Source organism: Turicibacter sp. GALT-G1 (genome assembly GCF_025594995.1).
Classification (GTDB): Bacteria; Bacillota_I; Bacilli_A; order MOL361; family Turicibacteraceae; genus Turicibacter; species Turicibacter bilis.
The window spans coordinates 1-15437 of the sequence record NZ_JAMQUS010000030.1; the positions used below are offsets into that span (position 1 = coordinate 1).

Sequence of the window (15437 nt, forward strand, 5' to 3'; positions counted from 1 at the left end):
ACCAAAATAACGGAAGAACCCTTATTTGGCCTACCTTTATTATTGGCATTCATAAGTGGAATAGTGTAAAATTATAATGGGGTCTTGTATAGAAAATATAGAATAACTTATTTTTCTTGAAAGTTCTGTATAGAAATTAAATTATATTTTGTTTTTTAAAAGTCATGTTTAATCATTTAAAGACTTTTAGATTAGGATAATGCCATAATAGACAGTTCGATATATCAGTTAGCCATCAAAGTATGGTGACATAATTTCTTGTGAGTTACAAGATTGAGAAATAAAATGAACTTCTAATTACTTTATTAATTTTTATTGTGATATCTAAAGTTAAAGGGTTTTAATGATAAACAAATAAGTATGCTACTAGTGAAAGATTGGTTCATTTTTTAATAAACAATTTTTTTCTATATGAGAGCTAATCATTATTATTTTGAATTTACTTTTATAATGACTGACTAGCTAATTGAGTAATGAATGAAGATAAAAAAATTATAATGAGAATAGTTTTTATATGACCGAGGGGGCTCATAAAGAAAGTAACTTTCTCTTTGGATAGTTTTAGTTATTTATATAAAAATTGGGATAGTAGTTTAGTAGTAGTTGGAAAGATGACAATTATAACAAATATATAATTTACAAAATTCACTATTCAACCCCTTAAAAACTTTATTTGTTTTTTGATAAATAAAGATTTATTAGAGTTATAGGAGGAGTTATCTACATGAAAACGATAATATCTCTAGGTCTTGCTGTAGCTTTAAGCTCATCTCCTGTTGTGGAACTAGGTGCGACTGTAGCTAAGGCACAATCGCTAAAAGATGCCGAATTGAGTTCTCAAAATGCAAATACGAATTTATTATCAGAAACGCAAAATGAGAGTACAAGTTCTACTGATGTAAATTCAGATGAACCATTGAATCAAGAAACAGTAAAACCAACAGATGAAGTGACTGAGGATGTTACTGATGAACAACCAAGTCAAGAAGTAGTTAAACCAGAAGACGAAGTGACTGAGGATGTTGTTGATGAACAACCAAGTCAAGAAGTAGTTAAACCAGAAGACGAAGTGACTGAGGATGTTACCGATGAACAACCAAGCCAAGAAGTGGTTCAGCCAACAGACGAAGTAATTGAAAATGTCACTGATGCTCAACCTGAGTTATCTACAGAAGAAGAATCGAATACAGATGAACAGGAAGCAATTCAAGTATTAGAAAATGAATCTTCTACTCAATCAGTAGATTTTGAAACAAAAAATGATCATGTTGCTAAAGGAACTTTAGAATTTGATATTTACTTCCAAACTCCACTTTCAGAAGTGAAAGGAATGAATTTATTACTTAAACGTGATGGAAAAGAGCTTGGAAATTTTAGTTTAGATCAATTAAGTGGGGAATTCAGAAACTTTACCTATACAATCGAAACATTAAATTCTACACGTCAGTTATCACAAGATGAAGATATTTATTTTGTTCATGTGACGATTAATGGCTTAGAAACTGGGAACTATGAAGCAGTATTAACTGCTGATGGTTATCAAACAACAGTCATTCCAAACATTAATTTAGATAAATATTCTAAACGTGTAAAATTTTCTGCTTCTAGCTCAGAAATGAATCAATATGTAAAGATTGATGAAGAGTATCCAACTACGTTTTTAGTAGGGGATGTGAATCAAGACGGAAAAGTTTCTAATCAAGATTATGATTTAGTCTTTAATGCTTTAGGAACAGAAAATGAAAGCTATGACTTAAATCGTGACGGGAATGTAGATATTACGGATTTATCATATATTTATGGAAATATTGGAGCAGTAGCTAAAACGGTTAACATAGAAGATACAAACTTAATTGTTGATATGAATGAGATGACAGTTAGCTCACTGAATACAAATATCAGTGATAACCAAGATATTTCAAATTTATTCATTGATGATCAAACAACAGTAAATCTTTCAAAAAATGATAATCAAGCTCCATCAGAAGAATCACCATTAACAATTGATGTAGATTTTGGTGCAGAAAATGAAGCAGTTTTAATGGATAAAATCGTGATTAAAGTTCCAACAACACAAACAAGTAATGATGAAGTTGGAATTCCAGAAAAAGGATTCGTTACTTATGTTGATGACGCAGGTAAGGAACATACTGTTTCATTCGATACTACAACAGCTCGCGCTGCGGGAGATATTACAATTGATTTAGGGTCACAAGTAGCAGTTAAGAAAATTTCAATTAATGTAACTGGAAACCGTGGAAATAAATCGATTTCTCAAATTGCAAAAGTGGAATTCTTAAATAATGTTTATAAAGAGTTACCAGCTCCTGATATGAATATTCCAGTCATTAAAACTGTTGAAACTTCAACTAATCTTCATGATGAGCGAATTACATTAACTTGGGATGCCGAGCCAAATGTAACAAGCTATGAAGTTACTTATGAACAATTAGATGAGAATACAGGTGCTGTTTTAAAAACGAAAAAACTTCAAACGAATGAACCTAAAATTAATATCTTAGATAAAGATATTACACCATATAGTTTATATCGTGTGAAAGTTCAGTCATTAAGCGGGGAATGGTCAAGTGGATATGCAACAGAAGATGCTAGTCCAGTAGGATTTGATAAGAAACCTGATAACGTAGATGAAAATTATAATCCAATTCAAGATTACTATAATGGAAACATTGGAAGTGTGACAGAAGTACAAGTTATTCCAATTCAATCACCAGATGTCCCAATTAACTTAGTAACAAAACCTGGATATAAATCATTCTCTGTAACATGGGAGAAACATATCCAAGCTCGTGACTTTGATATTTACTATCGTAAAGTTGGAGATGAAAATAAAAAATGGATTAAAGCTAATGAAAATAGAATTGAAGTTAGTGAAACAGATGCAGCTGTAACCAATCCAAGTAAAGATTATTTAGTACGTGCTGGAAGCTATACAATCAATGGATTAGAGGATAATGCGACATATGAAGTACGTGTGACGGCAACTAACCATTTAGGAACAAGTAAAATGTCAGATAGTTATTTAGCAAGTACTGAGAATATTACGCCACCAGTTATGCTAGGTTATAAATTAATTAACCTTCCAAATCAAGATAGCTTAGTCGGAACAGAACATATTGTTAATGTTACGAATAAAAATGATTCAAACGATGAAGGTGGATGGGGATCAGACAGTGCTTTAACGTATGATTCAAAATATGCCTTAGTTGACGGTGATTTTGGAACATCATGGAAAGTAAATGATTGGGATACAGGAGCAGTTTATGGTTCAAATCGTGGATCAATTATTGAATTCGATGACACGTACACAATCGGTTCAATCTCATTTGCTCAGTCTATGGAACAGGGTTACAAGGTAGATGTTAAAACTGTCAAAATTACTTATTGGACAGAAGATAATCAACAGACAGTGAAAACATTCGAATATCCTTCAAGGAAAGTATCAAATACTCATAACGTATTTACATTAACTTTAGATGAACCAATTGATGCGAAGAAAATTAAAGTTGATATCGCAGGATATGGTGGTTCAAAACAAAGTATTTCAGAGTTACGTTTCTATCATTATGATTCATTAGAAAATGACGTAAAAGATTTATTTAAAGATGAATTACGTGTTGAATTAAAAGAAACAGTGACAGAAGAAATGATTCAAGTATTAGTTGATCGTGCGAATACTGTTGACCCAATTAGTCAAGAGTATCATCCAAACCGTGAAACAATCTTAAAAGAATTACAATTAGCACAAGATTTATTAGATGATCAAAATATATCTCAAGAAATTGTTCAATTAGATGCTTCACTTCGAGATAATGGTGCTGCACTTGGAATGGCGAATGCATGGCAATCATTAGGAGCAGTAGCTCGTCCATCAGTAGATGAAAATAGTCAACAAAAAACAATCTCTGTTTATATGGGATCAAGTGATGCAAATACACAAGTAGAAATTGCATTCTTACAAGCATATGGACAGCCAGGACAATACATCAGTAAAACAACTGTCATTAAACCTGGACGCACAGAAATTACGATTCCAGAAATTTTCACTGCCGATGTTGAAAAAGGTGGAGCTATTATGGCGAAAGTGAAATCTGGTGCAACAGATGCAACAGTACAAATTCGCTTAAGTAATATTGAAGAAATTCCACATTTAAATGTTAATAATTTAATTAACGATGAAGCAAATGAGACTGAAGTTAAATCCTTAATTAAGGATTATATTACTGAATTAACAACTTATGTTAATGAATTGCCTTCTAAATATCCATCATCAGTAACAGATGAGGAAAAATTAAATAATGTTTATTCTTATGATCAGCAAACTTCTGTTTTAAACTGGACAGATATTGAAGGAGATCGATTCACATTATCAGTTCCAGCAACAGAAATTTTAAAAGGAATTCAATCAGGAAACTTAACACTTGAACAACAAGTTGATAGAGTATATGAAGCTTTATTAGCATGGGAACAAGAAATGTTAGTAACTTATGCTAAAAAAGGTGTATTTGAATCAGTACAAGACTTTGATCAAGATGGAGAAATCACTTCAACAGATACACAATATTACAATAAGCATAAAGCTCCAACAACACGTTTAAATGTTAAATATCAACGTATGATCATGGGAGCTGCTGCTTATGCGTCATCACATCACGTTGGAATTGGATATGGGACAGTAGCAGGATTAATTCAAGGTGTTCCTTACAAGATAGGTGAAAATGGAGAGGTTACAAATAAAGATACAGCTAAGTTCTATGGGGCATTAATGGGACATGAAATTGGTCACGTTGTTGATACAACAAACCGTGTATTCCCTGAGACAAGTAACAATTTATTAGCTGAATTAACAGATACAATGTTAGATGAAGATGCACCAAAAGTAAGTGGAGCATTAACTGAACTTTATCAAAAAGTAACGTCAAATACAGCAGGACTATCAACAAATCGTAATGTTGTTCTTGGAATGCTTTGGCAACCACATTTAGCTTATGATAATGAATCAACATATAAAATGTTATTAACAAACTTTGATGGTGATTTATTAGATGATACATATTTCGCTAAATTAAATCGTGCTTACCGTGAAATGACAGCTGAAGAAAAAGCTAATGGTGATCGTGATCAATGGTTAATTCGCTTATCTTCAAAAGCTGTAGGTAAAGATTTAACAGATTTCTATGAAGCTCACGGAATTATTGCAAATGCAACGACGTTAGCTTACGTTAGTCAATTTGAAAAAGAGACACGTCCAATTCAATATATTAATGATGAGGCACGTCGCCGTCGCTTAGAAGGAACAGCTGAGATGCCAGAGGCTACACAATTACAGGCTTCATTTGGAAATGGTATTACAGATCGTTCATATGTTAATGCAAAAACTATTCCATTTGAATTCTCGGTGACAACTGGAAATGATAACATCTTAGGATATGAAATTATCCGTAATGGACAACCAGCAGGTTTCGTATTACGTGATAAAAACAATGCTGTGACAACATATGAAGATGTTATTTCAGGTGGAAATAATATGACTTATTCATACGAAGTTGTTGCATATGATTACAATTTAAATGCAACGAATAAAGTATCTCTTGGAACAGTTAAAGTTCGTCATGACGGTGGAATTCCTAGTCAATCATTAGAAATTACATCAAGTACAGTTGATGTGATTGATGAAAATAATGATTTCCATGCGGCAGTTCCGAATCCGGGATTAGCTAATATCTTAGATGGGGATACATCAACAATTTATGAGGGACGTAAATTAACAAGCTCAGAATATAACACAATGGATCCTCATAATGATCAATTAAAACCAAACATTACATCATATATTCAACTTGATTTACAATCAGTAAAATCAGTTATCGGATTAAAATACACAGCTCCAGTAACAAATGGATTATTCAAATCAACAATTGGTGATTATGCAATTAAGAATTATCAAATTGATGTAAGTGTTGATGGAACAAACTGGACAACAGTTAATAAAGGAACATTCAAGTTAGATGCTAATAACCCAACTGAAATGATTTACTTCGGAAAAGATGGTGTTGAAGCAGAAAATCAATTAAATACATATCAAATTCGTTATGTACGTTTATATGCATTAGCTGCTAACAATATTTCAGTTGCTGAATTAGAATTAGTTGGACCTCCAGGAGATAACATCGAAATTGGAGTATCGAGTGATAATCAAACCTATGAAAATGGAATCGGTATTTTATCAGAAGATTACATTTATCAAGCAGATAATCCTGAAACAGCAGATGTGAATGAAGAACAAAAAATTCCACAAGGATCAGTTGTGATTACAGGAGAATACTCTGGTAATCCAGCCTTCAATATTCCATTAGTATTAAATGAAAATGATCAACATATTGCTGATGAATATAATGGGATTTTATTAGCAAATATCCCAAGTGATGGAGACTTAGAAGAGATTTCAGAAGGAACATGGATTTATTGGGTAGAACCAAAATTCGTCGAGCAATTCAAACAAAATCAATCAATTTTTGCCGAATTATATCGTACAGATACAGCAAATCTTACAACAGATGGACAACGTTTAGTAAGTAATACATTTATGATTGATGTTCCTGAAAACTTACCATCAATTTCTTTTAATAAAACGAAAACAGTAAATCATCAAGTAGTTAAAAAAATTACAAAAGAACAAATTACTAACATCACACGTTAGTAACGAATTGGATGAAGATGAGAAATACTCATCTTCATTACTTAAGGAGAGAAGTATGAAGAAATTAAACACGAAAAAATTTATGTTTAGTTTATCTGCAATTACGGTTACGGCAGCAGGTGCTATTTTCTTTTCTCAATCAGGTGGAGCAGCAACTCCAGTTACGGAAGATAACATTGGATTAGCCATTGATAAACTAGATAAAGATACATTAAAAATTTCATTATCGAATGTTGTTGAAATGCCGAAAGCCTTACAATTTAGTGTTAAACTTGATGGAGACATTTCTTTTAATGAAGATAGTTTAAATTGGTTAGTCACTAATACGGCTAATAGTGAAGTACAAAAACAAGTTAAACTAAGTGATGATAAAAAAGCATTAGATTTCTATATTGTATCTAATCAGCCATTAACAAAATCAGGTGGAACAATTGAGATTGGGGAAATTAATGTTATTTCTTCTAAAGAGGCAACTAAATATACATTAACATCAGATGTTCATGAAGATGGAACAGGTTATAAATATGTCGTAAATGCAACAAATAAACAGGTGACTGGACCAGCATTAACTGTTGATAATGGAGGTGCCTTAACATATAACACATTACCTCAATTAGAGTTAATCGATTCTTCTAAGATTGTAGAAGGAAAAATCATGTTAACAGTAGGTGATTCATTTACTAATGAAGAACAGTTAGCCTATGTCATTGCAACTGATGAGGAAGATGACAATGTAACAGTAACAGTTGAAGGGAATGTTGATACAAGTATCATCGGTTCATATACGTTAACTTATAAGGTAACAGATTCATTAAATGAAACAACGACTTTAACTGTTCCAGTTATCGTAGAGAATAAGGTAGAAAATGCTTCAAATCCTGTTATTGAGGGTGTGAAGCAACAAGTTGAATTAACTGTTGGAGATTCATTCGATGTATTAGAAGGAATTACAGCGGTTGACCATACAGGATATAACATCACAGTTAAAGCAACAGGTGATTATACAACGACACTTGTAGATGGTATTGTAACTAAAGCAGGTATTTATACGATTCAATATGATGCACAAGATCGTTGGGGGAATCCAGCTGCAAGTCAGACAACAACATTAATTGTTGCTGAAAAACCAAGTTATATCATTCCAGATGCCTTAAAACCATTAATTGATGAGACAGTTGTTTCTATTATTGAAGGAGATGCAACTCAAGCTAATCCATTAGCATTAACAGTCGTTGATTCAGCAGAGGTAGCTAAGTTACAAGCAATGATGGAATCATTTAATGCTTATGAAATGGTTGTTGAACGTCAAGAACAAGATGGAAAAGTAACATATGATGTGACATTAACAAATGGAACTGATACATATTACTTAGTAATGACAGCATTAACAACTCAAACAGATGTTGTAAATTATTTAGATTCACTTGTTAAAGACACAACAACACCTGAAGATAAGCCATCAACAGATGACAAACCATCGACAGATGACAAACCATCGACAGATGACAAACCATCGACAGATGACAAGCCATCAACAGATGACAAGCCATCAACAGATGACAAGCCATCAACAGATGACAAACCATCAACAGATGATAATCAGTCAGGAACAACAACGCCTGAGAATAAACCGTCAACTGATAATAATGGAACAGGTACAACAGACTCAGACAATCAACCTGAAACAGGGCTTGAAGCACAGTTGCCACTTATTATAAGTGGAGCATTAGCTGTTGTAGCGGGAATGTGGTTACTTTTAAAACGTAAAGTTGTTAAAAAATAAAGTTTTAAAATCCTAGTAAATATCTGCTAGGATTTTTCTCATTTAGACGACTTTTTTATCACATCGATGGGTGTTTAACATATAGATAATAGGAGAAAAGCAATATTATAAAATTTTATATTTTTGGTTTATTTTTCTAAGATATTTCGTATATTTTAAGGAACGATTTTTAAGGGAGGGCTGCATTTGATGAGAAGTTTAGTGCGGGCAGTGATCGTTGAAGATGGGAAACTGCTTTGTTTAAGATTTTCAGATGATGTAGATAAGGACACGTTCTATTATATGTTACCTGGTGGTGAAGCTTTAAAAGTAGAAAATATATTTGATGCAACGGTGAGGCATTGTTTAGATAAAGTAAATTTAAATGTAAGAGTCCATGATTTATTATTTGTTCGGGATTATGAGGCACATCGTTTTGATGGCTATCAATCAAATCAGGTTCGTGAGATAGAACATATCTTTTTATGTCATGTCATTGAGAAAAAAGATAAACTATTTGATATTAGTACAGATTATAGTCAAGTAGAAGTAGAATGGATTCCGATTAAAAAATTAACGGAGTATGCCTTTTATTCACAGCAATTAAGTGAAATGATTACTTCGTTTTGTCGGGGAGATGTTGTTGACATCTACTTAAAAGAATAAAAGCCATCCGCATTTGGATGGCTTTTATTGATTGAGTGAGAGTCGTTTATAGATTTGTGGAATGTTGTTAAGCGTGGCATTGATTTTATAAGAGACATCTACCTTGTGGATAGTGGCAGTGAGACAATTGTTTTCAAATTGATAGTTCTCGATTTCAAATCCATCACACTTAATATGATAAAGCAACTCGCTAAATGGATAGTTTTTTAAATCTTTTTTCTCATGATAATAAATATAAGGTTGATTCACAACTAACCGTTCCGTTCGTTTCAGTTGTTTAAGATTATGAATCGTTGTTAGTCTTCGTTGAGCAATATATTTATTTGGATAAAAAAGTGTTGCAGCGATATCGCTGTTAATGGGTAAGTGAGAGAGACAATATTCAATTAAGTTAATATCCCGTTGTGTGAGTTGACCTTTTACATTTTTCATAGTAGTATCTCCCCCTTGGCAACTAGTTTATCAAACTAAGAATGTCGAAGGATATAGAAATAAGATTTTCGTATGTACACCTTGATTGATAGTCAAATTTATACATGTGATTTTTGTCTAATTGAAAAGAAGTTTTGATGGTTTGACGAATATTTGGGCACCTTGTTATAAGCAAGAAACTGTAATTTTAGTGATAATTATACTTCATTTCCGTAGAGGCGCTTTTTTCATGTCTAAAGATGTCTTAAATGTGCTATAATATAGGCATTATGAATTTGAAGAGGTGAATTTGAGTGACTAAGCCAACATTTTATATTACAACTCCAATTTACTATCCAAGTGGGAAATTCCATATCGGAACAGCTTATACGACTGTCGCTTCTGATGCTATGGCTCGTTATAAACGCTCTCGTGGTTTCGATGTTCGTTTCTTAACTGGGATGGATGAGCATGGACAAAAAATCCAAGAGAAAGCGCAAGAAGCAGGAAAAGATCCACAAACTTATGTGGATGAAATTGCAGATGCAGCTAAAAAGTTATGGGAAATGATGGACATCACAAATGATGACTTCATCCGTACGACTGAAAAACGTCATGAAGAAATCGTAGAAAAAATCTTCGCTAAATTCATGGAAAATGGAGATATTTATAAAGGACATTACGAGGGATTATATTGTACACCTTGTGAGTCATATTATACAGAAACGCAATTAGTAGACGGAAAATGTCCAGATTGCGGACGTGACGTAAAAGTTGTTCAAGAAGAGTCATACTTCTTCAACATGAAAAAATATGCGGATCGTTTAATGGAATACTATAATGCAAATCCTGAATTCATTTTACCTGAATCACGTAAAAATGAAATGGTAAACAACTTCATCAAACCAGGTTTAGAAGATTTATCAGTTTCTCGTACAACGTTTGATTGGGGAGTTAAAGTTCCAGGTGACCCTAAACACGTTATTTATGTATGGGTAGATGCATTATCTAACTACATCACATCTTTAGGATACGGATCAGATAACGAAGAATTATTCAATAAATACTGGCCTGCTGATGTTCATGTGGTAGGTAAAGATATCGTTCGTTTCCATACAATCTATTGGCCAATTTTCTTAATGGCATTAGATTTACCATTACCAAAGAAAATTTTCGCTCATGGATTTATCATGATGAAAGACGGTAAAATGTCTAAGTCAAAAGGAAACGTCGTTTACCCTGAAATGTTAATTGAACGTTATGGATTAGACGCTGTTCGCTACTTCTTATTACGTGAATTACCATTTGGTCAAGACGGAGTATTCTCACCAGAATCATTCGTTGAGCGTGTTAACTTCGATTTAGCTAACGACTTAGGAAACTTATTAAACCGTACAGTTTCTATGATTAATAAATATTTTGATGGAGTGATTCCTACTTATGCTGGACAAGTCACTGAATTTGATCAAACATTAGAAGACTTCATCAAAATGACAGTTGAAAAAGTTGAGAAAAACTTTGAAGACATGCAATTTAGCATCGTTTTATCTGATATTTGGGCATTAGTCGCTCGTACAAATAAATATATTGATGAAACTGCTCCTTGGGTATTAGCTAAAGACGAAGCTAATAAAGAAAAATTAGCATCAGTGATGAATCACTTAGCTGAATCTTTACGTCAAATTGCTATCATGATTGAACCATTTATGCCTCGCACAACGCCACAAATCTTTGCTCAATTAGGAATTGAAGGTGAAGCATCTAAAGCATGGGATAGCTTAACTAAATTTGATACATTAGCAACAAACACAAAAGTGGTTGAAAAAGGAACACCTATTTTCCCACGTCTGGAGGTAGAAGTAGAAGTGGAATACATTAAAGATCAAATGTCACAATCAGTTAAACCAACAACTGAAGAACCTAAAAAAGAAGAAAAAATCGAAGAAGTAGAAACGACTCCATTAATTGGAATCGATGACTTCATGAAAGTAGAAATCAAAGTTGGTCAAATCAAAGAATGTAAACAACATCCAAAAGCAGACCGCTTATTAGTCTCTCAAATCGACTTAGGATCAGAAGTTCGTCAAATCGTATCTGGAATCGCTGAACACTACCAACCAGAACAATTAGTTGGACGTAAAGTTTTAGTTGTAACAAACTTAAAACCAGTAAAACTTCGCGGAGAATTATCAGAAGGTATGGTCTTAGCAGCTTCTAATGACGGAACATTAACATTACCAACAATCATCGACGAATTACCAAACGGATCGAAAGTGAAGTAATAAAAAAACTACCGCAAGGTAGTTTTTTTATTACGAAACGGAGTGGGGCCCCCAGCAGTGAACGAAGTGAACAATCCTCAATAGCTGGGGTGATTCCTAAGTTGTAGTCTTAACACTTCTTAAATGAGTATAAATTAGGTTGCCTTTCGCAACTTTTTTATTTTACAAGGTGGGTCCCCTGCGCCATGTGTTTTGCTCGCAGAGCAAAGTCATGGCTTTCCTCCGCTGGTAGGGTGATTTGTAGATTGTAGAATAAATCAAGTTTAAATGAATAGGTATTGAAACTACCGAAAGGTAGTCTTTTTATTACGAAACAAAGTAGGGGATAAGGTTTACATAGATAAGCTCTTGCATTGGAATTAATTATAAAATGAATTAATTTCTTTATGGTAAGTGGATTGATTCATTTCTAATTTAAAAATAGATTTTCAAAGAGAGTATTTTAGAAAATCTATTTTTTATTTTTATAGAATGAAATAAATGGGGATTGATAAAAAATTAAGATGCATATAGAAGGAATTTTATTTTTAAAATAAGTATTTTTACTTAATAAAATCAGATGATATGTTACAATTATAGTTATCATGTAATTATTTTAAAACTAATAGTAGAAGATATGTTCAAACATAAACTCCACATGATGAAAAAGATATGAAAAATTGAATGAGATATATTAAAAGTTATTAACTAGTGAGAATGGAGTGTATCATGTTAAATAGTTTGAAAAATTCATTTATACAACAGACGAAAGAGAAATCTAAGGATATATATAATAGTAAAGTTGATGCTTTTATAAATTACTTAGAAGAAGAGTGTGGAGCAAATAGTAAGAATTACAGAGAGATTTTAAATAGTATAGGAATTAATAAGATATTAGATAGTGTTGAATATTATGTGCATAATTATGGAATAAATTATAAATCAACTGTTGATAGTTATATAACAGTGTTAAAAGGTTTTTTTTCTTATTTAGCATACAATCATGATATTAATAATCAAACATTCGATAGTACCAAAGAAATATATTCATTGGATGAAGCAATAAAAAATAAGATAGAGCAATTGAAATTAAATATGACACAAATGAAGGATCCCATTAGTGATGATGAATTTTTTCAATTATTAAAAGAATGTAATAGGATAATTGAGTCATACAGTGTAGATAACTATGATTTAGAAAACTCTTATAAAACTGAAGCTGGATTATTTATATCAGCTATAATGATGAAATTAGTAATGTTAACGGGAATAAAAAATGCAGTTTTTTTAACAATAAATAAAGAAGATTATCTAGAAGATGTTAATAAACTTAGAATTAATGGTATATGGATTAAACTTCCGGATAATTTAGCTCGCGATTTTAAAAAATATAATTCTTTAAGAGATAAAATTTTAAAAGTAAATGAAATATTAGACGATAATAGAAAGAATTTTTTTATTAATAAAGTCGGACAACAAATAAACCCTAGACACATTAGTCCAGTTGTATATAAAGTAATGAATAAAGTAATTGGTACTTTTGAAGGAGAATCATTATGTAAGTATGTAATAATGAATTTGATTCAATCGGGGATGGATATCATGGAAATAAAGTGTTTAAGTACATTTAGCTTAGATACTTGCTTGCATTGTAAAGAGCTATTAAATATTTCAAATGAAAAAGATAGAGATAAATATTTTAATTTAAAATTACTAAATTCACATATATATGATATGTTATAAAATGATTTAATGATTGATATTTTCTTTAGATAAATTTCTTTTAAATAATTTAAAAGTTTATAGGATTCAGTATTAAGATATAAGTATTGTTTTAAATAGATTTTTGCCGCCTTTTAGGCGGTTTTTCATTTTTGTGTGCGTTTTCATAGTATGAGGTTATTTATTCTTTCATAGTATTTATTAAGCTTCGGGTAGTTGATGATTGTCACAATCATGAAGTGATTCTATGAAAAGGGGGAATTATCATGATGAAATATGCAAAATTTTTGATGATTTTTGTGTTTTCTATCGTGACCTTAACGGCTTGTTCAGGGGATTCTGAATCTAGTAGTGAGAAAATCCTTAAAGTGGCAAAAGATACTGAATTAGCATCTATGGATCAGCATATTGCAACAGATGGGTTATCATTTGAAGTGATTGCTGCCACAATTGAGGGGTTATACACATCAGATGCAGATGGAAATGCGATTCCAGCCATTGCAAAAAGTTATGATGTATCTGAAGATGGATTAGTTTATACGTTCCATTTACGTGAAGATGCAAAATGGAGTAATGGAGATCCTGTAACGGCAAATGATTTTGTTTATGCCTGGCGACGCTTAGTTGATCCGAATACGGCGAGTGAATATGCATTCATTATGGATGTAGCGGGGGTTAAAAATGCTGCTTCTGTAAATGCAGGGGAAGCTTCACTTGAAGAATTAGGAGTTAAAGCTGTGGATGACTCTACGTTAGAGGTAACATTGGCATTACCAGTTCCATATTTCTTACAGTTAATGACCTTTCCTTCATTTTTCCCAATGAATGAAGCATTCGTTACTGAAAAAGGAGCGGATTATGCACAAAGTCCTGATGGACTACTTGCAAATGGGCCATTCAAAATGACAGAGTGGACACAAGGGCATAGCTTCAAAGTAGAGAAAAATGATTCATATTATGATAAAGGTAATGTGAACATTGATGGAATCGAGTACAAAATTATGAAAGATTCTCAAACAGCTGCACTTGAATTTGAGTCAGGAAACTTAGATGTTGTTCGTTTAGCAGGAGAAATCGTTGATTTATATAAAGAAAATGAGGCGTTTACGTTAATTCATGAAGGGTACTTATGGTATATTGCACCTAATGAACAATTAGAAGAATTGCAAAATGTGAATTTACGCCAAGCATTAGGACGTGCTGTAAATAAAGAGCAATTAACAGAAACGGTATTAAATGATGGTTCAACAGTGGCTAACTTTATTGTGCCAGTTACTTTAGCAACAGGACCTGACGGAAAAGACTTCCGTGAAACATCACCGAATGATTATATGACATATGATGTAGCAGTAGCACAGGAATACTGGGAAAAGGCAAAAGAAGAATTAGGAATTGAAACATTAACATTAGAACTATTATTTGAAGATACAGATTCAATGAAAAAATGCGCTGAATTTATTCAATCTGAACTTCAAACAAATTTACCTGGATTAACAATTGAGCTAAAATCGCAACCTAAGAAAAATCGTTTAGAGTTAATGCGTGCTGGGGACTATCAATTAGGAATTACACGTTGGGGACCAGACTATGCGGATCCAACGACTTATTTAGATATGTTTATTACAGGTGGTTCAAATAACTATCCAAATTATTCAAGTGAAGAGTATGACACATTAATGAATAGCATTGGTAAAGGGGATTTAGTTTACGATATTGAAGCCCGTTGGGAAGCGATGAAAGAAGCTGAAGAATTATTAATTGCTCGGGATGCTGCTGCTTTACCAATGTATCAACAAGGAAATACGTACTTAATTGATCAACAAGTTAAAGGAATTGAAACTCACTCAGTTGGTGTTCCATTTATTTATAAAAATGTAACAATCGAAGAGTAGGC

At 32.4% G+C, this 15437-nt stretch carries 7 protein-coding genes; 6 read left to right on the forward strand and 1 reads right to left on the reverse strand.

Annotation, left to right across the window (positions count from 1 at the left end; translation table 11 throughout):
• The first annotated feature begins 724 nt into the window (after positions 1-724).
• From NEH74_RS05875 to NEH74_RS05885, 3 genes are all read left to right on the forward strand, one after another.
• Positions 725-6721: a discoidin domain-containing protein gene (locus tag NEH74_RS05875; protein WP_262941177.1), complete on the forward strand. Its 5997-nt coding sequence runs from the start codon at positions 725-727 to the stop codon at positions 6719-6721.
• A gap of 55 nt (positions 6722-6776) precedes the next feature.
• Positions 6777-8504, forward strand: coding sequence for an immunoglobulin-like domain-containing protein (locus tag NEH74_RS05880; protein WP_262941178.1), 1728 nt, complete (start codon positions 6777-6779; stop codon positions 8502-8504).
• A gap of 189 nt (positions 8505-8693) precedes the next feature.
• Positions 8694-9149, forward strand: coding sequence for an NUDIX domain-containing protein (locus tag NEH74_RS05885; protein WP_262941179.1), 456 nt, complete (start codon positions 8694-8696; stop codon positions 9147-9149).
• Between the two features lie 24 nt (positions 9150-9173).
• Here NEH74_RS05885 and NEH74_RS05890 read toward each other — a convergent pair whose 3' ends face one another.
• Positions 9174-9581: a hypothetical protein gene (locus NEH74_RS05890; protein WP_055305803.1), complete on the reverse strand. Its 408-nt coding sequence runs from the start codon at positions 9579-9581 to the stop codon at positions 9174-9176.
• 293 nt (positions 9582-9874) lie between these two features.
• Here NEH74_RS05890 and metG point away from each other — a divergent pair, with 293 nt between their 5' ends.
• The 3 genes from metG (at position 9875) to NEH74_RS05905 (ending at position 15435) form a co-directional block, all read left to right on the forward strand.
• A complete protein-coding gene (metG, locus tag NEH74_RS05895) occupies positions 9875-11842 on the forward strand; it encodes a methionine--tRNA ligase (protein WP_262941180.1) in 1968 nt (655 codons plus the stop codon).
• Positions 11843-12550: 708 nt separating this feature from the next.
• Positions 12551-13564, forward strand: a complete 1014-nt coding sequence (locus NEH74_RS05900; protein WP_262941181.1) for a hypothetical protein — start codon at positions 12551-12553, stop codon at positions 13562-13564.
• A gap of 245 nt (positions 13565-13809) precedes the next feature.
• Complete coding sequence (locus NEH74_RS05905; RefSeq protein ID WP_262941182.1) at positions 13810-15435, forward strand: peptide ABC transporter substrate-binding protein; 1626 nt, start codon at positions 13810-13812, stop codon at positions 15433-15435.
• Positions 15436-15437: the final 2 nt, after the last annotated feature.

Coding starts and splice junctions, on each gene's coding strand:
- NEH74_RS05875 (WP_262941177.1), top strand. CDS start 725: ATGAAAACGATAATATCTCTAGGTCTTGCTGTAGCTTTAAGCTCATCT.
- NEH74_RS05880 (WP_262941178.1), top strand. CDS start 6,777: ATGAAGAAATTAAACACGAAAAAATTTATGTTTAGTTTATCTGCAATT.
- NEH74_RS05885 (WP_262941179.1), top strand. CDS start 8,694: ATGAGAAGTTTAGTGCGGGCAGTGATCGTTGAAGATGGGAAACTGCTT.
- NEH74_RS05890 (WP_055305803.1), bottom strand. CDS start 9,581: ATGAAAAATGTAAAAGGTCAACTCACACAACGGGATATTAACTTAATT.
- NEH74_RS05900 (WP_262941181.1), top strand. CDS start 12,551: ATGTTAAATAGTTTGAAAAATTCATTTATACAACAGACGAAAGAGAAA.
- NEH74_RS05905 (WP_262941182.1), top strand. CDS start 13,810: ATGATGAAATATGCAAAATTTTTGATGATTTTTGTGTTTTCTATCGTG.